At 35.1% G+C, this 25,010-nt stretch carries 26 protein-coding genes; 1 reads left to right on the top strand and 25 read right to left on the bottom strand.

The genetic code is table 11. The features are described from left to right. Positions 1-76: 76 nt before the first annotated feature. The 17 genes from mfd to metG all read right to left on the bottom strand — a co-directional run bounded on the left by mfd (position 77) and on the right by metG (position 18,946). Positions 77-3,598, bottom strand: coding sequence for a transcription-repair coupling factor (gene mfd / locus D8M06_RS11605; protein WP_121204567.1), 3,522 nt, complete (start codon positions 3,596-3,598; stop codon positions 77-79). A 79-nt stretch (positions 3,599-3,677) separates the two neighbouring features. Continuing rightward, a complete protein-coding gene (locus tag D8M06_RS11600) occupies positions 3,678-3,908 on the bottom strand; it encodes an anti-sigma-F factor Fin (protein WP_121204566.1) in 231 nt (76 codons plus the stop codon). A gap of 179 nt (positions 3,909-4,087) precedes the next feature. Continuing rightward, positions 4,088-4,654 carry an aminoacyl-tRNA hydrolase gene (gene pth, locus D8M06_RS11595; RefSeq protein WP_121204595.1) on the bottom strand — a complete coding sequence of 189 codons (567 nt, stop codon included), beginning with the start codon at positions 4,652-4,654 and terminating at the stop codon, positions 4,088-4,090. A gap of 330 nt (positions 4,655-4,984) precedes the next feature. Beyond that, entirely contained in the window at positions 4,985-5,599 is a 615-nt protein-coding gene (locus tag D8M06_RS11590; RefSeq protein WP_121204565.1) for a 50S ribosomal protein L25/general stress protein Ctc, read from the bottom strand. 137 nt (positions 5,600-5,736) lie between these two features. Further along, positions 5,737-6,690, bottom strand: a complete 954-nt coding sequence (locus D8M06_RS11585) for a ribose-phosphate diphosphokinase (protein ID WP_121204564.1) — start codon at positions 6,688-6,690, stop codon at positions 5,737-5,739. Between the two features lie 22 nt (positions 6,691-6,712). Next, positions 6,713-8,086: a bifunctional UDP-N-acetylglucosamine diphosphorylase/glucosamine-1-phosphate N-acetyltransferase GlmU gene (gene glmU, locus D8M06_RS11580; protein WP_121204563.1), complete on the bottom strand. Its 1,374-nt coding sequence runs from the start codon at positions 8,084-8,086 to the stop codon at positions 6,713-6,715. Positions 8,087-8,465: 379 nt separating this feature from the next. After that, a complete protein-coding gene (gene spoVG, locus D8M06_RS11575; protein WP_026680175.1) occupies positions 8,466-8,756 on the bottom strand; it encodes a septation regulator SpoVG in 291 nt (96 codons plus the stop codon). A gap of 176 nt (positions 8,757-8,932) precedes the next feature. Further along, entirely contained in the window at positions 8,933-9,754 is an 822-nt protein-coding gene (gene purR, locus D8M06_RS11570; protein WP_121204562.1) for a pur operon repressor, read from the bottom strand. A 66-nt stretch (positions 9,755-9,820) separates the two neighbouring features. Then, a complete protein-coding gene (gene ispE / locus D8M06_RS11565) occupies positions 9,821-10,672 on the bottom strand; it encodes a 4-(cytidine 5'-diphospho)-2-C-methyl-D-erythritol kinase (protein WP_121204561.1) in 852 nt (283 codons plus the stop codon). A gap of 266 nt (positions 10,673-10,938) precedes the next feature. Continuing rightward, a complete protein-coding gene (locus D8M06_RS11560; protein ID WP_121204560.1) occupies positions 10,939-11,121 on the bottom strand; it encodes a small, acid-soluble spore protein, alpha/beta type in 183 nt (60 codons plus the stop codon). A 198-nt stretch (positions 11,122-11,319) separates the two neighbouring features. Then, complete coding sequence (gene veg, locus D8M06_RS11555) at positions 11,320-11,577, bottom strand: biofilm formation stimulator Veg (protein WP_121204559.1); 258 nt, start codon at positions 11,575-11,577, stop codon at positions 11,320-11,322. 261 nt (positions 11,578-11,838) lie between these two features. Further along, the gene (gene yabG / locus D8M06_RS11550; RefSeq protein ID WP_121204558.1) at positions 11,839-12,708 is read right to left on the bottom strand and encodes a sporulation peptidase YabG; all 870 of its coding nucleotides are present in this window, start codon (positions 12,706-12,708) and stop codon (positions 11,839-11,841) included. A gap of 231 nt (positions 12,709-12,939) precedes the next feature. Next, a complete protein-coding gene (gene rsmA / locus D8M06_RS11545) occupies positions 12,940-13,830 on the bottom strand; it encodes a 16S rRNA (adenine(1518)-N(6)/adenine(1519)-N(6))-dimethyltransferase RsmA (protein WP_121204557.1) in 891 nt (296 codons plus the stop codon). Next, positions 13,781-14,389 (bottom strand): ribonuclease M5, encoded by a 609-nt coding sequence (gene rnmV, locus D8M06_RS11540; protein WP_121204556.1) that lies wholly within the window; start codon positions 14,387-14,389, stop codon positions 13,781-13,783. The genes rsmA and rnmV overlap by 50 nt, the downstream gene beginning before the upstream one ends. Before the next feature lie 123 nt (positions 14,390-14,512). Continuing rightward, the gene (locus D8M06_RS11535) at positions 14,513-15,721 is read right to left on the bottom strand and encodes a G5 and 3D domain-containing protein (protein WP_121204555.1); all 1,209 of its coding nucleotides are present in this window, start codon (positions 15,719-15,721) and stop codon (positions 14,513-14,515) included. A 291-nt stretch (positions 15,722-16,012) separates the two neighbouring features. Beyond that, complete coding sequence (locus D8M06_RS11530) at positions 16,013-16,780, bottom strand: TatD family hydrolase (protein WP_121204554.1); 768 nt, start codon at positions 16,778-16,780, stop codon at positions 16,013-16,015. A gap of 207 nt (positions 16,781-16,987) precedes the next feature. After that, the gene (gene metG / locus D8M06_RS11525) at positions 16,988-18,946 is read right to left on the bottom strand and encodes a methionine--tRNA ligase (RefSeq protein WP_121204553.1); all 1,959 of its coding nucleotides are present in this window, start codon (positions 18,944-18,946) and stop codon (positions 16,988-16,990) included. A gap of 305 nt (positions 18,947-19,251) precedes the next feature. Here metG and D8M06_RS11520 point away from each other — a divergent pair, with 305 nt between their 5' ends. After that, positions 19,252-19,536: an AbrB/MazE/SpoVT family DNA-binding domain-containing protein gene (locus D8M06_RS11520; protein WP_121204552.1), complete on the top strand. Its 285-nt coding sequence runs from the start codon at positions 19,252-19,254 to the stop codon at positions 19,534-19,536. A 206-nt stretch (positions 19,537-19,742) separates the two neighbouring features. On the opposite strand, the gene rsmI is transcribed toward D8M06_RS11520, so the two are convergent. From rsmI to D8M06_RS11480, 8 genes are all read right to left on the bottom strand, one after another. Further along, on the bottom strand, positions 19,743-20,633 hold the full coding sequence (gene rsmI / locus D8M06_RS11515) for a 16S rRNA (cytidine(1402)-2'-O)-methyltransferase (RefSeq protein ID WP_121204551.1): 891 nt from the start codon (positions 20,631-20,633) through the stop codon (positions 19,743-19,745). Beyond that, complete coding sequence (locus tag D8M06_RS11510; protein ID WP_121204550.1) at positions 20,617-20,904, bottom strand: GIY-YIG nuclease family protein; 288 nt, start codon at positions 20,902-20,904, stop codon at positions 20,617-20,619. The genes rsmI and D8M06_RS11510 overlap by 17 nt, the downstream gene beginning before the upstream one ends. After that, positions 20,897-21,637: a tRNA1(Val) (adenine(37)-N6)-methyltransferase gene (locus D8M06_RS11505; RefSeq protein WP_121204549.1), complete on the bottom strand. Its 741-nt coding sequence runs from the start codon at positions 21,635-21,637 to the stop codon at positions 20,897-20,899. The genes D8M06_RS11510 and D8M06_RS11505 overlap by 8 nt, the downstream gene beginning before the upstream one ends. Positions 21,638-21,887: 250 nt before the next feature. Then, positions 21,888-22,238, bottom strand: a complete 351-nt coding sequence (gene yabA, locus D8M06_RS11500) for a DNA replication initiation control protein YabA (RefSeq protein WP_121204548.1) — start codon at positions 22,236-22,238, stop codon at positions 21,888-21,890. Between the two features lie 14 nt (positions 22,239-22,252). Next, positions 22,253-23,077, bottom strand: coding sequence for a PSP1 domain-containing protein (locus tag D8M06_RS11495; RefSeq protein ID WP_121204547.1), 825 nt, complete (start codon positions 23,075-23,077; stop codon positions 22,253-22,255). 5 nt (positions 23,078-23,082) lie between these two features. After that, positions 23,083-24,072, bottom strand: a complete 990-nt coding sequence (gene holB, locus D8M06_RS11490) for a DNA polymerase III subunit delta' (RefSeq protein ID WP_121204546.1) — start codon at positions 24,070-24,072, stop codon at positions 23,083-23,085. Between the two features lie 28 nt (positions 24,073-24,100). Then, positions 24,101-24,532, bottom strand: coding sequence for a YaaR family protein (locus D8M06_RS11485; RefSeq protein ID WP_121204545.1), 432 nt, complete (start codon positions 24,530-24,532; stop codon positions 24,101-24,103). A 27-nt stretch (positions 24,533-24,559) separates the two neighbouring features. Then, positions 24,560-24,889 (bottom strand): cyclic-di-AMP receptor, encoded by a 330-nt coding sequence (locus D8M06_RS11480; protein ID WP_121204544.1) that lies wholly within the window; start codon positions 24,887-24,889, stop codon positions 24,560-24,562. Between the last annotated feature and the right edge of the window lie 121 nt (positions 24,890-25,010).

Here is a 25,010-nt window from a genome sequence, read left to right as displayed (position 1 = left end):
GGGATGTTTCATAATCACCAGGTGTGCTTTTAGTATAAGACAACTCAAGAAGAACTATACATAACCTACCAATTTTTTAGCCATTTCTATCCACTGTAGCTAATTTTTTTATAAAATCCTCAACAATTTCAAAACGATTTGGTGATGGTACCGAATACTTAAATACAATCTTCAATTTATTATTCTCGGTACCTAACTGCACATTTCTGCCAAACTCATTCGCTAATTCAAATAGCTTAGAGCCATCAATTTTTTGACTTCTCTCTTCTTCTACCAGAAGTGTAATCTTTTTATTCTTTTCTACTATTGATTCTACTCGTTCTTTCTTTGCATACATTTTCAGAGTCGATACAATAAATAAGTTTCCAACCTCAACCGGATAATCACTGAACCGATCTATTAACTCGTCTTTTAAATCACTCACTTGCTGAGCTGTTTCCAGTGAACGAAAATGTTTATAAACTTCTATCTTTTGCTTCTCATCTTTAATGTAATCATCTGGAATATAGGCATCTAATTTAAGCGTTAATTCTGGCTCAAATGGAGCAATCCCTTCAATCTCTTTTCCTTCTTTTCGTGCGTCAATAGCCTCTTTCAGCATTTGCGAGTACATATCAAATCCTACTGAATCTATAAATCCATGCTGCTGAGAGCCTAATAAATTTCCTGCCCCACGAATAGACAAATCACGCATCGCAATTTTAAAACCGGATCCTAATTCTGTGAATTCCTTTATTGCTTGCAATCTCTTTTCAGCAACTTCCGTTAACACCTTATCTTTTTGATATGTGAAATAAGCATAGGCTACTCGATTCGAACGTCCAACACGACCACGTAATTGATACAATTGACTTAGACCCATATGATCGGCATTGCTTACTATTAACGTATTTACATTCGGGATATCAACACCCGTCTCAATGATTGTCGTACTAACGAGGACATCAAATTCCCCTTCTAAAAAGCTTACAATAACATTTTCTAATTCTGTTTCTGTCATTCTTCCATGAGCAACAGCTACTCTTGCCTCTGGAACAAGCATACCAACATCACGTGCTACCTTATCAATATTTTCTACACGATTATATAAGAAGAAAATCTGGCCGCCACGCGCCATTTCTCGTTCAATCGCTTCTCTCACCAGTATAGGATTATATTCCATTACATACGTTTGAATAGGGAAACGATTTTCTGGAGGGGTTTCAATAACAGAAAGGTCGCGAACACCTAGCATTGACATATGCAATGTTCTTGGTATTGGTGTTGCAGTTAGAGTAAGAACATCCACATTAGATTTCATTTGTTTAATTTTCTCTTTATGTTTCACTCCAAAACGCTGCTCTTCATCTACTATTAGTAGACCTAAATCACGGAACTGAATGTCTTTTGACAATACACGATGCGTTCCAATAACCACATCCATCGTTCCTTTGTTGATGCCATTGATTGTTTCCGTTTGTTGTTTTTTAGTACGAAACCTGCTAAGTAGCCCGATATTAATAGGATAATCCTGAAATCTTTCTCGAATCGTTTCATAATGCTGTTGGGCAAGAATGGTTGTTGGCACCAATAATGCAACTTGCTTTCCATCCATCACTGCCTTAAAAGCAGCACGAATCGCTACCTCTGTTTTCCCATAACCAACATCACCACATAACAAACGATCCATTGGCTGTTCTTTTTCCATATCAGCTTTGATTTCTTCAATACAACGTAATTGATCTTCCGTCTCCTGATATGGGAAAGATGCTTCAAATTCTCGTTGCATCTCTGTATCCTTAGAAAATGCATATCCTTTTCTAGCTTCTCTTTCGGCATAAAGCTTGATTAAATCATCCGCAATATCTTCTACACTTGATTGGACTTTTCTTTTAACTTTCGTCCATTCTGTTCCACCTAATTTATATAGTTTTGGTTCTTTTCCTTCTGCTGCAACGTATTTTTGAACTAAATCAATTTGATCAATAGGAACATATAATTTGTCGTCACCAGAATAACGAATAAGCATAAAGTCCTTATGCAAATCGTTTAATTTTAATGTTTCTATTCCTAAGTATTTACCGACCCCATGATTAGCATGAACAACATAATCGCCGACCTTTAACTCTTGGTAACTCTTTATACGTTCTGCATTGGAGATCTTTTGCTGTTTTCTTGCTCGTTTCATTCGCTTTTTAAATAATTCATTTTCGGTAATTATTACAAGCTTATGCATTGGAAGTTCTATTCCGCTATTGATATTTCCTATAGCTATCGTAGGTTTATTAACTGGTAACGTTAATTGCTTAGAAATAGCGGCTTCCACATCATAATCCATGAGAATAGAATGAATCTTTTCCGCCCGCTTTTCATTTGGGGCTAAAATAACGACAGAAAAATCCCCTTTCTTCCAGCGGATTAGTTCATTTTTAAATAAATGCATTTGACCATGAAATTCCTGCATAGCTCGGGAAGAAAGATTGATAATATTCTGCGGGTTTGTATTTGGTATATGTCGTAAAAAAACAGACATATACATCCGCTGTTGGGTCATATTATCCAATACAGTTTGCCAATCATAGGAAAATCTGCTGTTTCGAACCATCTTTCCTGCCTCAAGCAAACTACTATACCATTCTGCTTCTTCTGTGTCCAAACTATTAGCCGTTTCCTGAATTCTGCTCATCTCATCTAGCACTACAAGCCCATCTTGCGTTAGATAATCTAACAAACTAGCAGGCTTTTCATATAGAAATCCGATATATTTATACATTTCTTGAAATCTCTCTAGATTTTTTAACCGACCAATATCTGCTTCGATGACTTCAATCAAATTCTCTTTTGTCTCTGATTTTTTCATCTTTTTCAACGATTCTGCTAGTGCTGTTTCTAACCGCTCTGCTGAGGAATGGATATCTTCATCAGTCAATAACAACTCAGATGCTGGTCCAACAATAATTTCATTTCGTTTCTCTAGTGAACGTTGAGTTTCAGCATCAAAATAGCGTATAGAGTCAATTTCTTCATCGAACAACTCTACTCGAACCGGATTTTCCTCGGTTATTGGATATATATCAATAATCCCACCTCGCTTGCTAAATTCCCCAGGGGTGGACACCATCGATGCACGTTCATACCCCATATCTACAAGAGATGCGAGATATTTATCAATATCAATTTCCTCACCAAGAGTAAACTTTAATTGATATCTACTCCAATAACTTGGCGGGGGTAGAATACGCTTTAATGCTGCTACAGGAGCAATTAAAATTCCCGATTTATTCTGTGACCATGATGTTAATGCCTCAATTCGCTGACTTCTCAATTCTGGACTTGAAAATGCTATTTCAGAAGCGATTAACTCATTTACAGGATATAAATGTACATTTTCTTCCCCTACAAAGTCCACCAAATCATCGTGCAGTTGCTGAGCATGTACCAGTTGATGTGTTACTAATAATACTGGTTTAGTAATAGATTCGTTAACAACAGAAACTAGCATACTTCTAGCAGAACCAGATAGACCAGCAACTAGCTGCTCATTCATACCACTAGTTATACCATTAATAATAGACTGTATATCTTCCTGTGATTGTAAATAATGATTAATTCCTTTCATCGTTAAACCCCCGCTTATTGCACTTTCATACTAAGCGCAAAAATGCTTTGGTCTAATACCAAAGCTTTTCTTGCTTATACTATTGTATAAAGAAATCCAATTCATGATAATGTGGATGCTGTCCTAGTGTTTCTTCGCAGCTTTCACAAATTGTTTTTACATGGATATCACCATTTGATTGATATTGGATCATTTCCTTTTTTTCCTCCATGGATAGATGATCAAATCCTAACATGGATGTATCGATTATCTGGTTTTCCAATTTTCCTATTTCATTTCCACAGTGTCTGCAATTATAAACAATGGACACCTATATTCCTCCTCGGATAACGTGAATCAAAACTTTATTAAAAGTTTATCCGAATAGAGATATATTATACATACAACCAAACAGTATATATTGCAAAGCTTCAGTAAGTGAACCATTACTTTATAGATTGAAGGGAAAAGTGTTAGGTTAAGCTTTCGTGCTAGTCATCATTGATATTATTAACTATTATTATAATCATTCATTACTTCTAAATAAGGTTTTCCTTTTAACCAGGATTCGCAAGCGTCTGCTGATTTACTAATACTTGTTTGCATATTTTCCTGATCACTTTTTGGAAAAGTCCCCAAAACATAATCAATTACTGGCATATTAGTAGACGGTCTTCCTATGCCTACACGAATACGCTTAAAATCCTTGGTACCTAGATGGTCAATTGTATTTCTAACCCCATTATGGCCGCCATGACCGCCTTTTTGACGTAAACGTATTTTTCCTGGTGGTAAATCTAAGTCATCATATATTACGACAATATCGTCAATTTCAATATTATAAAAATCAATAAGTGCACGTATCGATTCACCGGAAAGATTCATATATGTCTGAGGTTTAAGTAGGATAACTTTTTCTCCTCCAAATTGCTCCATGACAAAAGTACCTTTAAATTTGGATTTATTTATTTGCCATCCGTTTCTTCTAGCTAATTCATCAACTACCATAAATCCTACATTATGTCTCGTATTCTCATATTTCTTACCTGGGTTTCCTAATCCTACAATACATTTCATTTTTTGCTGGCTTCCTTTATTAGATTTTGATCTTTTTATATTAAATATATTAAAAACCATCTTTAACTACCTCATTATTTATTATCCACTCTTAATTAAGATTAGAAAACGTCATGTAATGTTGCTAAAGCGAGAGCATCACCATAATCATTCTATACTAGTTTGCACACTATAATAAAAAAGTCGATATAAAGAATTAACTTTTTTCTTGGAGAAGGTTTATTACAAATACAACAATCCCTCCCACTAAGAAAATAGGTACTTTTTCTTAAAGGAAGGGGATTATTGAATTTATTTACACACTTGGGAAGTAATAGGGTTGATCATACTCTATTCTTCTCCTGATTCTTCTTCGCCCGCCTCTGCTTCTTCTACTTCTTCGGCATGCTCTTCTGCAACGTTTGTATCCGGAGCAAGGACTGTAGCAACTGTTGATTCTGGGTCATCAATAAATTCATATTTATTGTTTGCCGGCAAATCAGCAATTGTAATAACATCTCCTATTTCAAGACTAGATATATCTACTGTGACTTCTTCAGGTATATCATTTGGTTTTGCACGAACTTGAACTTCAAATAAAGGTTGTTGGAGAACCCCTTGTCCATTTGGCTCGCCTTCTAATCTTATTGGAACAGACACATCTCTTGCTTCAGACATATCGGCCATATAAAAGTCAACATGTACTAAGTTATCTTTTAGAGGGTCTACTTGATAATCATAAAACATGACATCAACGGTGTTATCTGTATCTAAAGCAAGTGAAAGTACAGCGTTTTTCCCATTATCACGAATTACTTTTACTAACTCAATACTGTCCACTGCAATAGCTTGTGGCTCTTTTTGTTTTCCATAAACCACAGCAGGAACTTGTCCATTTTCTCTTAAAGTTTTTGTATTGGATCGCGTAAGATCATTTCGTTTTATTGCTTTTAATGTAACTGACATAGTTATCATCCTCCAGATATTTTAATACTAAAACATTGAAATTCCATACATTGTTTTAATAATTCTCATTTTCTTCATGGAGCTATTTTTAAGTCAATACATTTATTCCCTATACTAAGGCAATCTAAACATTACAATTAATCGAAAAGAATACTTACAGATTGTAATTCATGGACACGAATTATCGCTTCCCCTATTAGAGGCGCAACAGATAGTGTCGTAATTTTTTCAATATTTTTTTCTGCCGGTAATGGAATGCTATTAGTAACCACTAATTCCTTAATCTTAGAGTTCTCAATCCTCTCGATAGCCGGTCCTGATAGTACTGGGTGTGTGCAGCATGCATACACTTCTTTTGCACCATTTTCAATTAATGCATTTGCAGCTAAAGTAATCGTTCCAGCTGTATCAATAATATCATCAACTAGTATCGCTGTTTTTCCTTCTATATTACCAATTATATTCATTACTTCAGCAACGTTCGGACGAGGACGTCGCTTATCAATAATACCGATTGGAGCTTTTAACCGATCTGCCATTTTCCGAGCACGTGTTACCCCACCATGGTCAGGTGAAACTATAATAGGGTCTTCTAGTCCTTTTGATTCAATATAATTCGATAAAATGGGAACACCTTGTAAGTGGTCAATCGGAATATCAAAGAATCCTTGTATTTGTGGAGCATGTAAATCAAGCGTAATTACGCGATTAGCTCCTGCCGTTGTAATTAAATCTGCCACTAATTTAGCTGCAATAGGTTCTCTAGAACGAGCTTTCCGATCTTGTCTAGCATAGCCGTAGTATGGCATAACAATATTAATCGATTTGGCCGATGCTCGTTTTAAGGCATCAATCATGATTAGTAATTCCATTATATGTTGATTAACCGGAGCACATGTTGATTGAATAACATAAACATCACAGCCTCGGATACTTTCCTCGATATTAATTTGTACTTCACCATCACTAAATCTGGATATTGTACACTTTCCTAATTGAACACCAATGTGATCTGCAATATCCCTTGCTAATTTTGGATTTGAATTAAGTGATAACACCTTCAACGATGAGTCGCTGTAACTTGATGACATGGATTTTAACCCTCCGTTAATCTCATTTTCTATTTTTTAATTTTGTTACATATCCTTCTTTATTTGTTTGTCTTGCTCTGGCAACAGACAATGCCTCTGTTGGTACATCTTTTGTAATGGTAGATCCAGCAGCAACATATGACCCTTTTCCAATAGTAACTGGTGCAATTAAATTGGAGTTACAACCGATAAACGCGTCGTCTTCTATCGTTGTTAGGTATTTATTAGTTCCATCATAGTTCACTGTTATTGTACCACATCCAATGTTCACATTGCTCCCAACATCTGCATCTCCTAGGTAACTTAAGTGAGATGCCTTGCTACCTTCGCCCATTTTTGTCTTTTTGATTTCCACGAAGTTTCCAACTTTCGCTCCATTGCCTACAACTGATTCTGGACGTATATGTGCGAACGGTCCAATATTAACATGTTGCCCAATATTACTATCCGAAGCCACACTATGTTTAATGACAGTACCTTCTCCAACTTGACAATTGGTAATTTCCGTATTAGGGCCTATTTCTGCATCTTCTTTAATGATTGTTGATCCTTTAAGCACAGATCCAGGATGAATGACAACATCTGATTCAATGGTAACATTCGACTGAATATATGTATTATCTGGATCAATAATAGAAACACCATTTCTCATATGCTTCTCATTAATTCGCTTTTTCATGATTTTTTCAGCCTTTGCTAAAGCAACACGATCATTAACTCCGAGCGTCTCTTCAAAATGTTCGGTCATAAATGCACTAACTTTTTCTTCTTTGCCCCTAAGTATTTCAATGACATCTGGCAAATAATATTCACCCTGAGCATTATCATTAGATACTTCTTTTAATGCAGCAAAGAGTGCCTGGTTATCAAAACAATATGTACCTGTGTTTATTTCCGATACTTGGAGCTCTGCATCATTTGCGTCCTTATGTTCAACGATTCGTTCTACTTCATTTTCAGCATTTCGTATTACTCTCCCATATCCAGCAGGATCATCAGCTTTGGCAGTTAAGATAGTTGCACTTGCACCTTCCTTCTCATGATGTTCAAAAAGCGCCTCGAAAGTGGTATTTGTTATTAATGGTGTATCACCACAAACCACGATTGTTGTCCCATCTTTATCGCTCAATAATGATTCTGCTTGCATCACAGCATGGCCAGTTCCAAGTTGTTCCTCTTGTATAACATAATTACTTTGATTACCAATTACTTCTTTTACCTTTTCTGCACCAAATCCCACAATGGTTACTGTCTCATCTAAGTTAAGAGGGGTTAATTGATCTATAACATGTTGAACCATCGGGCGGCCCATCACAGGGTGTAGTACTTTATAAAGCTTTGATTTCATCCTTGTTCCTTGTCCCGCTGCCAAGATGACAGCATAACGATTCGTCATAAGGAAACCTCCAATTATTACTTTTATCCATTATAAAATATATCTTAAACAAGGTTTGATTTCAACACATTGATTATCTAATAGCATGGGTACTTTTTCCATTGTGTATAAAGTTTGGAAGGAGATTTTACATAAGGAGTTCTTAATTACTTGATGATAGTAGACAGGAGGTGGACAATTTTTTTACTCTCACTTTGCGTTTGCAAGACTTTTAAAAGTTACAGTTGATAAAACAAGACTTTACTTCACTTTTTATATAGACTGCAGATATCTTTAATTCAGAATAGTGTAGCTAAAGGCAAAAAAACATTCGAAAAGAGGTGAATACAAAAAAGAAGGTCAATCTTTGATAGATTTGACCCCTTTCGTTAATCATGTTTTAGGAAGCACCTGCTTCTTCATATTCAACCTCTGCTTCACCAGCACGGTGGTATTCCTCTAATACTGCGTCTTGGATTTTTGCACGTGTTCCAGAATTAATTGGATGTGCAATATCCCGGAATTCACCGTCAGGAGTTCGTTTGGAAGGCATTGCCACAAATAATCCGTTGTTACCGTCTATAACCCGAATATCGTGTACAACAAATTCCTGATCCAATGTAATTGATGCAATTGCGCGCATTCTGCCCTCTGTATTCACGCGGCGTAATCTTACGTCGGTTACTTCCATGATGTCTCACCACCTTTTCCCTTAGAACTTATTAACTAATTCAACAAATTTATTAAAATTCCTGCATAAAATAGAAAAAAAATTATATATTTTTCAAAAAGACTTTTTTTACTCTATTAAAATAAGGCAAAAAAGCCTATATTCTCAGCCTTTTTTGCCTTTTTAATCTATTTTATTTATAATACATCTTCTAAAAAGTTACCTGCTAGTACTTCAATTTTTTTATGTATCAAATCTAAATCTGTAATTTTAATTAACGAAGTATAGTTGGTTACAATTCGTTCTTCCTCTTCATCATCTGCCTCAGCTAATACACCAATAGCTTTTACATGTGCATTAAATTCGCTTAATAAACTGATCATACCATTAATCGTACCACCAGCTTTCATGAAATCATCAATAATACAAACGTTACTACCTTCCTTCAAACTTCTCTTAGGTAATACCATCGTTTGTATTTTCCTCGATGAGCCGGACACATAATTTATACTAACTGATGATCCTTCTGTCACTTTCGGGTCTCTTCTTACAATTACAACAGGCACTTCCAAGAAAGATGCCACAGCATAGGCCAAGGGAATCCCTTTGGTTGCCACGGTTACTACTACATCAATGTCTAACTTAGAAAAGCGAGAAGCAAAAATACGTCCAATTTCTCTAACTAACTTCGGATTACCCAATATATCACTCATATACAGATATCCACCAGGCAAAATACGACTAGCATCTTGCAATTCTTTACGCAATTCCTCAATAAACTGGGAGCTTTTTTCCAAGGAGATTTCAGGAATATATTTAACCCCACCTCCAGCACCGGTTGTTCTTTCTAAATAGCCTAACCCTTGGGTTTTAAAAACATTATCGATAATATCTAAGTCTTCACTAATGGATGACTTAGTAGTTTCACAAAGATCTACAAAAAATGGTAATTGTATGTGTTTTCGTGGATTTTCCATAAAAAACTCAGTTAATATTACTAATCGGTTACTCCTTTTCATTACCACACCTCAAAACCGTATATTTAAATACTAATATACCACTATTATACGTTTTTAGGCAAATGCTTATCCAATTATTCGAACTAAATATACTTCTTCACAAAAGCCTCGCATTCCGTTATATATTCTCCTTGCTTTATTTTCATGTTCTACCAATCCATAAACGGTAGGTCCGCTTCCACTCATTAAGACTCCATCAGCTCCAATGTTTAACATCGCTTGCTTAATATGCATGACTTCAGGATGTTGTACACTGGTAATAGGTTCAAGTGAATTACCTATACTATTACAAAGCTTATGAAAGTCCTTTTCATATAACGCTTCAATCACTTTACTTGTATTAGGATGGTACAAATCAGTCACACTAATTTGCTCAAATATTTTTCTAGTCGTCACACCGATGTTTGGTTTTGCCAATATAACCCAACATGGAGGAGGAGATGCTAGCATTTCAATCTTCTCGCCATATCCCCTTACAACGGCAGTATTTCCGTATATACAAAATCCTACATCTTCATCTATACTTGCTCCTAATAAAACTAACTCCTCTTTTGGTATATTTAAACGCCAAAGACGATTTAATCCTCTGAGAACTGCTGCAGCATTCGAACTACCGCCACCAAGGCCAGCAGATACGGGGATATTTTTTTCTATACAAATACGGACACCTGTTTTAATGTTATATTTATTTTTAAAGGCCACTGCTGCCTTATATGCTAAATTCCGTTCATCACTTGGTACATATCTGCTCTCTATAGAAACTTCAATTTTATCCTGTTTTAAAGGAAATAGTTCAATACGATCAGACAAATCAATGGTTGTCATTACCATTTCTAAATCATGAAATCCATCCTCACGCTTCCTCAAAACGTCTAGTGATAAGTTTATTTTTGCGGGCGCCCTTTCTATCAGTGCCATACACTCACCTACTCTGTACCCATTAAAAAGATAAACAAATTGTAACATATAAGAAAACCAGTGGCGACTTTTTAGTAAATATTTAATCACGTGTATTATTTAAACCACCACTCACATTATTCAACTCGCATCGATGTTACGCTGCCGAAGCGCAAATCCTGCATGCATCATAATTAACACGAACGAGAGCAGAGCACAGCTAGCAACGCTGTGGTAGTGGAAAATTTAATATTTTTATCATTTAAAAAGGGCAACCCTAAATAAAACTAGGAATTGCCCTTTTCATTCATACTTTGTTGTGCAATTTCTACTGCACGCTTCACCATGTTACCGGCATCTCTGGATTTAATGCCACCCCAACCTTCTTTCTGCACTGTGTCGTAAAATCCTAACTCTTTGGCAATTTCTTCTTTAAGATAATCGGACATAATCCCTTTTCGTCTGGCCAAAAAGCACAACCCCTTTCAGGTAATGTTTACGACAGTTATAGGTTGTACTAATACTGGAAATAAAATCGAGTCAGATATATGTAAAAACGGTAAATTTTAAAATTCCATATAATCCGAGTAGACACCGTTTCTTTCGTAAAGGATAGAAAGTACTGACAGAAAAAAACAGTAGACTTGGGATTGTCCACTGTTTTCAAATTAAATTAATGATTTATTTCGGTCTTCCAAGAAATTAATTTCTACAGTTTCAGTTAAAACGTCTGCATAGCTGTAAGAAACACGTTCGAATGCATTTTCGTCTTGATCTAACTCAACAATAAAGACAGAAGGATATGTTTCTGCTAGAGTTCCTTGTCGTTCAATGGTTTTCCTTCTACCCCCGTTGGCTTTTAATTTCAACTTTCTTCCAACTTGACACTCAAGACCTTGCTTAATTTCGATTAATGTTTTAGCCAATACACTCCACCTCACTATATTTTATTATACCACACCGTTGCATAATAGTCAAAAACATATTATTATAACAAGATGTGTTTTTTCATGTCAACAAAGACTTTTGTCTACTTTTCGTATTATTTGTAAATGTTAACAATTTATGTATAGATTTTTCATTTTAATTCATCTTTTTGCCTGTTATTGCAACATTTGATAAACTTCTCTAAATAAGCAACATAGAAAAAATAGGAAATCATATCTCCATTAGATATGATTTCCTATTTAGTCCATATTATCTTCTTCTAAATAAGGCATTCCGGTTCTTAATAATCCTCTGGTTTCTACTCCGCCCATTCCTTTTTCTCCAGTCATTGTATTTCTTAGAGCATCCCAGACATTCACACTATCCATAAAAGATGTATAAGCTATCTTTGCTGCTATATATACTGGATCTAATGCATGAATGTTGATACGTAATGGAGAGCTGGCAAAATTTGCTCCTGCTCTGATTAGAGATTCAAAATGTGATTGACATGCCCCTGCAAAAATCACTAACTGATCAAGGTGTGGGTTAGTTCGTCTTGCTTCTCTAACAGTCTCCGCGAAATATTTGGAGTGTCTATAAGCACGAAGGTCATTTTTTGTCCCTTTATTTTTGGAATAAGAATCATGCCCAGTGATTACAATTATATCTGGCTGTATTCTTTCTATTAATTCTCCTATTTTATTTGGCATTTCTTTTTCTTGTATATGAATCCCATGAACTTGTAAACCTAATCGCTGATAAAGTTCTATGCACTTTCTTAGATACATTTGGTCACCATCTAAATGAAGGACCTTTGCTGGTAATTGAAAATACTTTGCATAATTTTGGTATCCTTCCGATGATTGGTAATCTCTTTTTTCCTTCATCAGCTGATAATCTTGCCGGAATAAGCGATAGGAGAACTCTTCTTTTTCTTTTTCCTTTTTTCTTCTCTGTTCTAATTCGCGAATCTCTATCGCCTTTAAATCTTCTATCGGAGCATCCGCTTCTAAGCGGAAGTCTTCTCCATAAAGATTCGCCATACCATTTTTTATATTAGCAATACGAAATAATAAATCATGTTTATACGATTTACGAGTAACTAAGCTACCATTTGAAAAGCTCATACTCACCTCACGCCTCCATTCAGACGAAACCATTCCTCCTATAAGTTATGAATAAAAACACTCTTTTGTGTACGGTTTACCAGGGTCTTTTCTGTAAGAAGTTTGTTAGGCTCCTTTTTTTGTTGCCTTTTATACTGCTTTATACCTGCTGAGGGAACAGGACGTGTTTGAAGCCACTGAAACGAGGGATAATATCCTTTGGCCTTATATGCCTAAACAAAAGCTACTGCATTATTCTGCAGTAGCTTTTCTCTCCCGTTTTATAAATGTATTAGCTAGTTGAGCAAATTCACTCATATCTAATGACTCGCCTCGTCTTTGTCCATCAATACCAGACTTTTCAAGTATGACATTAATGGTTTCTTTGTCATAACGATCTTTAAAGTAACTTTTTAAGTTGTTTTGTAAGGTTTTTCTTCGTTGAGCAAAGCTTGCTTTAACCATGTTAAAAAAGAAATCTTCATCTTCTACATACACTGGAGGTTTTTCTCTTAGTTTCAATCTTAGGATAGCTGAGTCTACATTTGGTTGTGGCATAAACACACTTTTAGGAACGGTCATAACTACTTCTGCTTCTGTATAATATTGAAGTGCGATAGTTAATGAACCATAGCTTTTCGTATTTGGCTTCGCTGCCATTCGTTCAGCTACTTCTTTTTGAATCATTACCGTAATACTAGATACGGGCAGCTTATCACGAACAAGTTTCATTAAAATTGGCGTGGTAATGTAATATGGCAAATTTGCTACTACATGTATATCATGATTTGATGGGAAATTTTCCTTAATTATTTCTACAACATTTGCTTTTAAAATATCTTTATGAACAATCTCAATATTGGAATAGTCATGAAGTGTGTCTTTTAAAATAGGCAATAAACGCTGGTCTATTTCAAAAGCAACCACTTTACTAGCATGTATAGCCAATTGTTCTGTTAATGCACCAATTCCAGGGCCTATTTCAATAGCTCCTGTTTGCTTATCTATTCCAGCATGCTTTATTATGTTCTGGAGTATATTTACGTCTATTAAAAAGTTCTGCCCCAAACTTTTCTTAAACGCAAAGTTATACTTATTTAATATAGCTTTCGTTCGGGTTGGTGTAGCGATATAATTGGTCATCTTCTTCCTCCTGGTTTATCGTTGACACTGCTTTCTCAAATTGTTCCTTCGTAATTTGAAAGATTGTTAACCTTTTTAATAACTGCTTTCCGTTGGTATGTCCAATCTGAAGAAGTTTTCCTAACTTTTCTCTTCTCTTACTTGCCTCTGGAGTACCTATCAATCCATAATTGACTAAATCCTCTTGAGTTATTTCAATCTCCGTTGGTTCGACTAACTCATAAACATCTTTTAGTGCCTGTCTTATTGCTCCTATTGTAGCATGTTCAATGCCAAGACTTTTATTATTCGGATTATTCGCTCGTGCTGCATCTTTCGTTAAAAATGCATGCTTGCATCCAGGAATTGCTTGATCGATAATATGGCGAATCCGTTCTCCTGGGTAATCTGGGTCTGTAAATATAATAACCCCACGCTTCTCTTTTGCGTGCTTTATTCTAGTTAAAATTTCTTTATTAATTGCAGATCCATTTGTCTCAATGGTATCCGCCTCAACGGCTAATTTGATTTTTGCCGTATCATCTCTTCCTTCCACAACAATAACTTCTTTAATCTTCAACTTGTTTCCTCCACTATTAATCATATGCCATATTCATAAAAACTTTTATACCTAATTAAAAATCCAAAAATAAAACAATGCTCTTACCAATAGCATGGTAAGAGCATATAACTTACATACATCTTAATCAAGAATTTTCACTTTAACTTTACGAACTCCCCATTGATATGCCTCTGATTTATTTGGCACATGAACATCAATACGGCTTCCTTTGATATTGCCACCTGTATCACCAGCAACCGCTTCTCCATAACCTTCCACCCAAACTCTTGTCCCAAGCGAAATAACACTTGGATCAACTGCAATTACTTTCTTACTTGGGTTATCTTTTAGATTAATTCCTGTTGCTGTGTATCCTGAGCAACCACTACAGCTGGATGTAAAAGCACTTGCTGTCATCGTAAGTGTCTTACTATCTGAACTGCTAGTCGTATTGGAGTTAGAACTAGATAGTGTAGTAAGTTTAGCTTCCGGTTCTTTGGTTCCAACTGCTACTACTTTATTAACACTTTCTGTTTGCACTTTTTCATCAACTAGTTTTCGCTCAATTTCTTCTCCGTTTTCTAACGTTACTTCGTAAGTTTTGAGGACTTTTCCGTCTTTTCCGTCTTTAATAGTTTTTTGCTTTCCTTTTAACAAAGAGCTATCCTGCTTTGTTTCTGTTTTAAAAGCAACTTTTTCTTCCAATGCTTCTTCTTTGACGTCAACCCGAACAATGTTGATAGAGGTATCTTTTGTTACCTGTTCATCTAATGCTGGTTTTATTTTATCATCGTCATCAATTTCTATTTGATATTGATTGAGTAAATCCTCCACTGTACCGCCAGTAAAGTTCTTTACTTTATCTTTTCCACCATCATTAATGGCAACTTCAAACGCTTTTTTAACTTCTATTTGTAAACCATCTTTTATTTTGTCAGAACCCTTTAGGGAGATATCATCATGTTTGGAGAAAGAAAGATTTTGTTCCTTAAAGAATTCTTCCACCGTATCTTTAGTTGAATAGTATGTATTTTCATTACCATCAATAGCTAAAGTAATTTGATTTGCAGTGTCATAATTTATCTCCATGCCACTCTCAATTTCAGCATTTAAATCATGTGATAAACTATCATGCTCTGAAACAGTAATATCTACTTCTTCTAGTAGTTCTTCAACTGTATTTTTGTGTGTAGTTACTGTTCGTTCTTTCCCATTGTCAGTTATCACTACTTCTGCTTTCGTAGTTTCAAATAACACAATACTGGTAAAAGCAACTAGTGATAGTATACCTATAGTAGAAAGAACCAGCTTCCATTTCGACGCCGGCAATAGCTTTTGAATAAATCGCATGCATCTTGCCCCCTTTGTATGATTGATTATAGTAAACAGACGTATATAAAGTAAATGCTTTTCCTTTTACGATTGGTTTACATTTCTATTACACACACTTATCTACTTATTTTGACTATTTTTAGAAACTAGTTCTATCTACTGACACCAGTGGGTTTTTGTTGTTTTATAAATAAAAAAAACAGGGGACATCCTTATCATCTGTCCCCTGTTTTTTATTCAATATCTACCAAATAACTACCAATTTTAACTGAATTTGTTACTTTTTTACTAATTTATTACAATTCCATTTCAATTGATACCAAAGAACCGCTTGGCATTTTTTGTTGTCATATCACTAATTTCCTCGAATGGTATATCTCTTAGTTCGGCAATTTTCTCTGCTACTAATTTTACATATGCTGGTTCATTGCGTTTTCCGCGGTTTGGATGTGGTGCAAGATATGGTGCATCCGTTTCAATTAAAAGTCTATCTAATGGAACCTGTTTAGCTACTTCTTTTGGCAAGGGAGCATTCTTAAAAGTAACGGGACCACCTAAAGATATATAGAAGTTCATGTCTAAACAAGCTTGCACATAGTCTACGGAATCGTTATAGCAGTGCATGATACCACCAATTTCTTTGGCATTTTCCTCTTGTAAAATTTGAATAATATCTTCTGTTGCTTCTCTATTATGGATTATAATTGGCATATGAACAGTCTTAGCTAGTTGAATTTGTTTACGAAAGGCTTCCTTCTGTATATCTTTTGGTGACTTATCCCAATGATAATCAAGACCCATTTCCCCTAAAGCAACCACTTTGGGATGGCTGGAAAGTTCCTTTATCCATGCCAGTTCCTTATCAGTCATATCAATTGCATCAACTGGATGCCAACCTACTGCTGCATAGATCGTCTCATTCTGTTCTGCAATTTCTATCGCTAATGGTATAGTTTCTCTATCAAACCCAACTACAGTCATATATTTCACACCTGCATCAAATGCACGCTGAATAGTTTCTTCACGATCTTCAGCAAACTGTCTCGCGTTTAAATGAACATGTGTATCAAATAACATGAGGTACCTCCTATAAAGAGGCTGGGACAAAGGTATTTTCTCAAGGGAAAACTCGAACATGATTGGTGCGTAAATACTGCTCCGGAAATATACTTCGCTAAGTAGCACATTGTTCGTTTCCTGAGTTAAACACTTTAGTTATTTCCCAGCCTCTTTTTTATCAATTTGTGATTTATTTATTGTCCCAGAGTATGAAATATCAAGGAATTACTTTACGATCGACCCATTTGGTAGTGAAGACTCTACAGTTGCTAAAGAAAGATTTCCTTCTTCATCTTCACCAGATAGAATCATGCCTTGTGACATTTCTCCACGTAATTTGACAGGTTTCAAGTTTGTTACGCAAATCACCTTTTTCCCAACTAACTCCTCTGGCGTATAGTATTTAGCAATTCCTGAAACAATTTGTCTTTTTTCTGATCCTAGGTCTAGTTGAATTTTTAATAACTTATCAGCCTTTTTCACTTTTTGCGCTTCCATTACTTCTCCAACACGCATATCAAGTTTCATGAAATCATCATATACAATCTCTTCTTTAACTTCTGGAGATGATTGCTTTTTGCTCTGTGTTTCTTCTACAGGCTTCGTCATCATTGCTTTTATCGCTTCGATTTCCTTATCCACATCAAGTCTAGGGAAAATTGGATTTCCTTTTTGAACAATGGTTCCTTCTGGTATTTGTCCATCTGTATAAATACTATCCCAAATTTTTAGGGATTCATCTGTAATATTTAGCTGACGGAAAATTTCTGTAGGTGCTTCTGTTAAGAAAGGTTGAAGCATAACAGCTGTTTTGCGTAGAGATTCCACTAAATGTGCCATTACATTTCCTAATCTTTCTTTATTTCCTTCATCTTTGGCAAGAACCCAAGGCGTTGTTTCATCAATATATTTATTCGTACGGCTGATTAATTGCCATAAGGTTGATAAAGCAACAGAAAATTGCATTTCTTCCATTGCATCTTCCATTTTTTTAATAGCATCCTGTGTGAACTGTTCAAGTGAAGTATCTACTTCTGTTTCTGATGCTCTATACGCAGGAATTGCACCATCGAAATACTTTTGAATCATAGCAACGGTACGATTTAATAAGTTTCCTAAGTCATTTGCTAAGTCATAATTCGTACGTTCGACAAATCCCTCAGGGGTGAAGACACCATCCGAACCAAATGGTACTTCACGCAATAAATAATATCGAAGTGCATCTAGTCCATATCGGTTGATTAAGCTAACCGGATCAACGACATTTCCTTTTGATTTCGACATTTTTCCATCTTTCATCAATATCCAACCATGAGCAAAAATCTTTTTAGGCAAAGGCAAATCCAATGCCATTAATATAATTGGCCAATATATTGTATGAAAACGTACAATTTCCTTACTCATTAAATGCACATCAGCAGGCCAGTACTTTTTGAATTTTTCTTCATTATTAGACCCATAGCCAAGAGCAGTAATATAATTGGTTAGTGCGTCTACCCAAACATATATAACATGCTTTGGATTCCCAGGTACTTTTATTCCCCAGTCAAAGGATGTTCTCGATACAGCTAAATCTTCTAATCCTGGTTTAATGAAGTTATTTAGCATTTCATTTTTACGACTTTCAGGCTGAATAAACTCTGGGTTTTCTTCATAATATTTTACTAGACGATCAACATATTTACTCATTTTAAAGAAATAGGATTCTTCTTTTACTTTATCAACTTGACCACCACAATCTGGACAATTTCCATCATTTAATTGGCGTTCTGTAAAAAATGATTCACAGGAGGTGCAATACGACCCTTCGTATTGATCAAGGTAAATATCTCCTTGTTTAACTAGTTGATCAAAGATTTTTTCAACCACTTGTTTATGTCGGTCTTGTGTTGTCCTTATAAAGTCATCATTCGATATTTTAAGTTGTTTCCATAAATCCTGAATTCCGCTAACAATTTCATCAACGTACTCCTGAGGTGTGACTCCTTTTTCTTCCGCTTTCTTTTGTATTTTTTGTCCATGTTCATCCGTTCCCGTTAAATACATGACATCATAACCACGCATGCGCTTATATCTAGCAATTGCATCACCAGCAACTGTCGAATATGCATGACCAATATGTAAGTTACCGCTTGGATAATAAATTGGTGTAGTTATATAAAATGTTTTTTTATTCTCTTGCATTATGCTACCTCCTAAAAAAATCCACAGACATCTTAAAATTGTAAACTATTACTATTGTAGCTATTATAGCTTAATTTGCCAAATACTGTGCAATATTATTATTAACAAATAATAGCCATCGTAAGCTTAAAATGTGTATATTATTTGCTAGTTTTGGGATTTATGTAAAGATTCTAAATTATTATATTGACATTATCTGAAAATGTTGCTATTCTAAACCAAAGAAAATTGTCGAAAAATCTTTACTATTAGGAAAAATAAATACAATTAATATATATAACTTATAAGTTGAGGGGGGGAAGTAGATGAAGTCAACAGGTATAAAACGTAAAGTAGATGAGCTTGGACGAGTAGTGCTTCCAGTTGAACTAAGGAATACTTTAGATATACATCCAAAAGACCAAATGGAAATATTTATGGAGAATGAGAAGATTATACTAAAGAAGTACCAGGATAACTTTGCGTGTCAGGTAACTGGAAAGATATCTGAGAAGAACTTTGTTCTAGCAGATGGAAAAATCGTCTTGAGTCCTGAAAGTGCAGAAGAGTTAGTAAAAGAAATTAGTTTATCATTACAAAAAGAGAAGTAATTGTAACTTTGTAAATATAAAATTAAATTTTTTCAACTTTCTATTTACAGTAACTAAATTTATCTGTTAGAATAAAGTAACTATTAAAAGTCATAAAGAGAGTCGACGCTTGCTAAGCACGTCGACTCTCTTTTCATTTGAATCTTTTCATATAAATTTTGTTTAATATTAGCTATGTAGGAATTGATAAACCACGCTATCATAAATTACTGCTTGTTTTCTATATGATATGATTGATACACTTCACGCTTAGGTATCTTTCGGTCGATAGATACTTGTTTTATTGCTTCTTTATTTGTTAGTGATTTTTCTATTGTATAGTATTCAACATGTTCTACAATAGATAATTCATTCCACCAGAAAGACAAGTCTTGTTCTGTCTCTGCCTTGTCATTTCCTTCAATAACGAGACAAAACTCTCCCTTTAGTTCACGATTATCAATCCACTCAATAAGCTCTTCTAATGTCCCACGAACAAATTCCTCAAATCGCTTGGTTAATTCCCGAGCAGCAACTACTTTTCTGTTTCCTAATATTTTATATAATATATTCAACGTATCTTTTACTCTATAAGGGGACTCATAAAATAACAATGTTGCCTGTATATGTTTCAGTCGCTGTAATTCAGCTTCTTTTTCTTTTTTCTTTCGTGGTAAAAATCCATAAAAATAGAATTCATCTGCTGGTAAACCAGAGCCAACTAAAGCACATAAAGCTGCATTGGCACCGGGCAATACTACCACTTTAATATCGTGTTCAATAGCCGCTTTAACCAATTCATAGCCTGGGTCTGAAATAGCAGGCATACCGGCATCGCTTACAATGGCAATAGAATCACCAGACTGCACTCGTTCGATTAATTGATTTTCTCTCGCTTGCTTATTATGTTCATGATAGCTTACAAGAGGTACCGAAATCTCAAAGTAATGGAGGAGCTTCTTTGTATTTCTAGTGTCCTCTGCAGCTATAACCGACACGTTTTTTAATGTATTTAGCGCCCTAAAGGTGATATCTTCCAAGTTACCAATTGGCGTCGGAACTACATATATTATACCTGAATCAGAAACTTTATCACTAAAGCTATTTTGAACTTTCATTTTTCATCACTTCTTTCAGCCAATTCCTTATTAGTAGCATTTTCTCTTTACGATCTAATTGTTTAATCTGATATTCTCTCTTCATTGCTTCCTCTTTCATAGAGAATTTTTCAATGTATACTACTTGAAAAGGTCCCCTGCCTCTAGTATATTTTGCTCCTTTGCCTTCCCTATGCATTTTTAAACGATTTTCTAAGTTGTTGGTATAACCCGTATACAGCGAATTATCCTTACATTTCAAAATATAAACCGTATGCTCGTTATTATCCATAAATAATTTCCTCAGCTTCCTTTGTGTACGTACCATCTTCCTTATAAATATAAAGGGGTGGCAATATTTTTAAGTCTGCCTTGCCATCCCGAATTCCTTCAATAAGTAGCATATTAGCTTGTTTCCCCGCTTTTGGATAAACCAGTTGAAGTCGCTTTGGTTCTAAATTATATTTTCTAAATAAGGTTATAATATCAACTAGCCTTCCCGGACGATGTACCATGGCTACTTTCCCTCCAGGCTTCACATGCAGTTTACAAGCTTTCACAACATCCTCCAATGTACAAAATATCTCATGTCTTGCAATCGTTAGGTATTCATTTTGATTTTGTTCCCGATTAGATGGTGTTTTAAAGTAAGGAGGGTTGCATGTAACCACTTGAAAAGAACTATGCCCCAAAACCGGTTTCATCTCTCTTAAATCTCCATGAATTACGTTTAACTGGTCTTCTAAATCATTTAATTGGATATTACGTTCTGCCATACTATAAATTCTGTCCTGTATTTCTACTCCAGTTATCTTCGCCTCGGTTTTCCTCGATAATAACAATGGAACAACACCATTTCCCGTACAAAGATCTAAGATGGTCCCCTTCTTTTTAGGTGTAGATGCAAAATTCGCAAGCATCACTGCATCTAGTGAAAATGCAAATGCAGTGGGACTCTGAATAATCCTCATACTTTCATCTGCTAATAGAAAATCAATACGTTCATCATCAAATAACTGTACCATTATTCTCTCCTGTTCCAACAATTTATAGACTTGAATATAATTATAGCAAGTAATAGCGGTACTTAAAGCATGAATAGCCTTCAGTTTAAGTCTACGTAATGATGATTTCTGCGTTTACCCGCTACGGAAAGCGTATTTCCTAAACAAAGTAAAGAAAGCTGTCTCATGATGAGACAGCTGGATTTCTTCATGCTTGTTATAGCTTTTGCAAGAATGAAAGTAACATTCACACTCAAATAGTAGCTAGTAATTACCTTGTTTTATCAAAAAACTCCAGACAAAACATGCAATCCTCGTTTCTTCTAGGACTTCCAAATTCTAAATTACAAATATGAAAACCCTCATCATATAACCTGGCTAAGTTATCGTATCCTTCGCTAGGCAACTTTCTTTTTTTAGGTTCCTTTTCATTTTCCATTTCTTTTCTATCTTCTTCAATCGTATCCAAATGATTTCTGAGATTATGATTTTCCATGGAAAGTCGGTGGTTTTCCTCCAGCAATTCACTTAATCGCTGTTTTAAGTCACCTAATTGCTCATATAATTCGCCGATTTGTTTTTCCATATCAGACACTTGATCAAAGATTTGACGGCTACTCACGCCCACTCACCTCGTTATTTTTGGCCCTGAGCTAAAATTCCTTCTTCAATAAGTTCATCTAATGTATATTCAATGACACGTTCATTTTCAGGAATTTCAATTTGAATTAGTCTTTCAAGTATATTTAATCCAACCACTTTTCCTTTACCATATGGTGTGTTAATAGCTTCCCCAATATCCGGTAATTCACGCTTTGCTGTTTCATAATCATCATTTTCATATTTTAAGCAGCACATTAAACGACCACATAATCCGGAGATTTTTGCAGGATTTAGAGAAAGGTTTTGGTCTTTTGCCATTTTAATAGAAACAGGTTCAAAATCTCCCAAAAATGTAGAGCAGCAAAGCATTCGGCCACAAGGACCAATCCCACCTAACATTTTGGCCTCATCTCTTACTCCTATTTGTCTTAGCTCAATCCGCGTCTTAAACATAGCAGCTAAGTCTTTAACTAACTCTCTGAAATCGACACGGCCATCAGCTGTAAAATAAAAAATGATTTTATTTCTGTCAAATGTATATTCTACTTCCACTAGATTCATATCTAGTTGATGTTCCCTTACTTTCGACGTACATATATCAAAAGCTTTCTTAGCTTCTTCTTGATTTTCAATGACCGTTAACTTGTCCTTCTCATCTGCAGCTCTAATTACTTTTTTTAGAGGGAGGACTACATCTTCTTCTTCTACCTGTTTATTGGTAAGAACAACTTTACCAAACTCAATGCCACGTACTGTCTCTACTATAACATAGCTATTGAGAGAAATATTTTCCTCACCTGGATCAAAATAATATATTTTACCCGCTTTTTTAAAGCGAACTCCAATTACTTCTATCATTTGTTTCACCTCTGCATTTGAAGTGTAAGCTGTTCAAACACTAGTGTTGGTTGAACATTTTGCTTCAATTTCCTTTTAGCCTGTAAAATGGCATTTAATATATCTATTAATTGCTCCCCAGAATAAGTCATTGCAGCCTTTTCCAGCAAGGCGTTTGTTGGATCAAAGAATACAAATTTCTTTTCGTTTCCAATTTGATAATAAAGAATATCTTTAAATGCCAATAATAATAAATCTAAGCCTTTTTCCTGATCATTTCTATCTTTTAAATGAGGTATCAAATGACTATGAATGAATAAATAACCATCGATAGGACTTGTTGTAAGTATTTCAATCAATTGTACCATTAGTTTTCTAGCTTCTGCAAACCACTCCTCTTGACTCCAATCCATTGCCTCCTGCAGATTATTTGTAAGGGTGCTCAATAAAACTGCTAGTTGGGCTTCTATTCCATTATCCACTAATTGTTTCTTGAAGAAGAGTGGATTCAATGGTTTTAAGTCAATTACCTGACAGCGAGACCTAATGGTTGGAATAATGGACTGACTATTTTCTGTCAGCATAATGGCAGTGGTTTGTCTGCTAGGCTCTTCCAAGAATTTTAAAATTCGATTGGAGGCATTTACAGTTAATGTATCTGCATCTTTAATAATGTATACTTTTCTATTAGATTCTAACCCAGAATAAGTGAACTCTTTCTGAAGTTTTTCCACCTGTTCTTTTTTAATAGACTTTCCATCTGGCTCTATCCAATGAACATCTGGATGATTATGGGAGTCAATTCGTTTACAATTACTGCATTCCTGGCAAGGATCTATCCCATTTAACTTTTCACAAAAAAGAACCTTGGCAATTAAAATAGCCATTTCTTCCTTACCAGTACCTCGATCACCTTGAAGCAAATACGCATGAGAAATACGGTCTTTTTTTATACTGTTTGTAATAATTCTACTTGCTAACGGCTGTACTTCTACTATTTCAGACCATGTTTTCATATGTATCCGTCCCTCAATAACTTTATGTTTACGTATATAAATTAATTAATAATCCTTTGATTTCTCCAATTAAACCTAAAATATTTATCGTCTTCTTTTCTTGATTCATGACTTGTTCCGTTAATTCAATTAGCTTTTCATCAACTTGTTTTACTAAAGCCAAGTTTTGATTTCCATTCATACCAAAGCTCTGCTTTTTCTGCAAACTCAGACCTTTTGAAAGTGTCTCATCAAGAAAGGTTTTTACTAGTTTTTTAAATTTAGCAAGATCACGAAAAGTGCGAGAACGTGAAAGTTTGTTTCCTTGCAGAGTGATATCTTTCATCAGATTATCTAATTGCTGTTGATTATAAAAAACTTGTTGGGAACGAAGCATTTTATTAAAGGATGCCCTGTCTGTATCTGACTGTCGTTTATAGATTGAATCGGTTTGTCTTCCTATTTCATTTGAAATTTTCAACTGCTTCGCCCCTCCTTTCACAAATCCTTAAAATTGAAAAAACGATTCGATTGGTAATACAAAAACAGTTGCTCCACCAACTTCTACTTTTACAGGATTTGGGATATACGAATCGGCATTTCCGCCCATAGGTGAAATCGGTGCCACCATTTGTTCACGATTAGAACAATTTTCTTTAATGATATCTAAAACCCTGTCTACATTCTCATCCTTGCACCCAATCATTAGAGTCGTATTTCCTTCTTTTAAGAATCCACCTGTTGAAGCAAGCTTTGTTGATTGAAAGTTCCCTTCCCCTAATGCAGAAGTTAGACGATTGGTATCTTTATCTTGGACAACTGCTAATACTAGCTTCATGTCTTGGCCTCCCTATTTTTTTATTATAAAGACAAGTTGGATTTAATACAGCAGTAATTACTATTAAGAGGTTGTTCAAAAAGTCTGGTATAAATAACTCCTATAACTTCTTGGTCCTCCT

The organism is Oceanobacillus halophilus (genome assembly GCF_003628505.1).
GTDB classification, from domain to species: domain Bacteria; phylum Bacillota; class Bacilli; order Bacillales; family Amphibacillaceae; genus Oceanobacillus; species Oceanobacillus halophilus.
The sequence above is the reverse complement of the archived record's forward strand: the minus strand, read 5'-3'. Positions and strand labels throughout refer to the sequence as shown.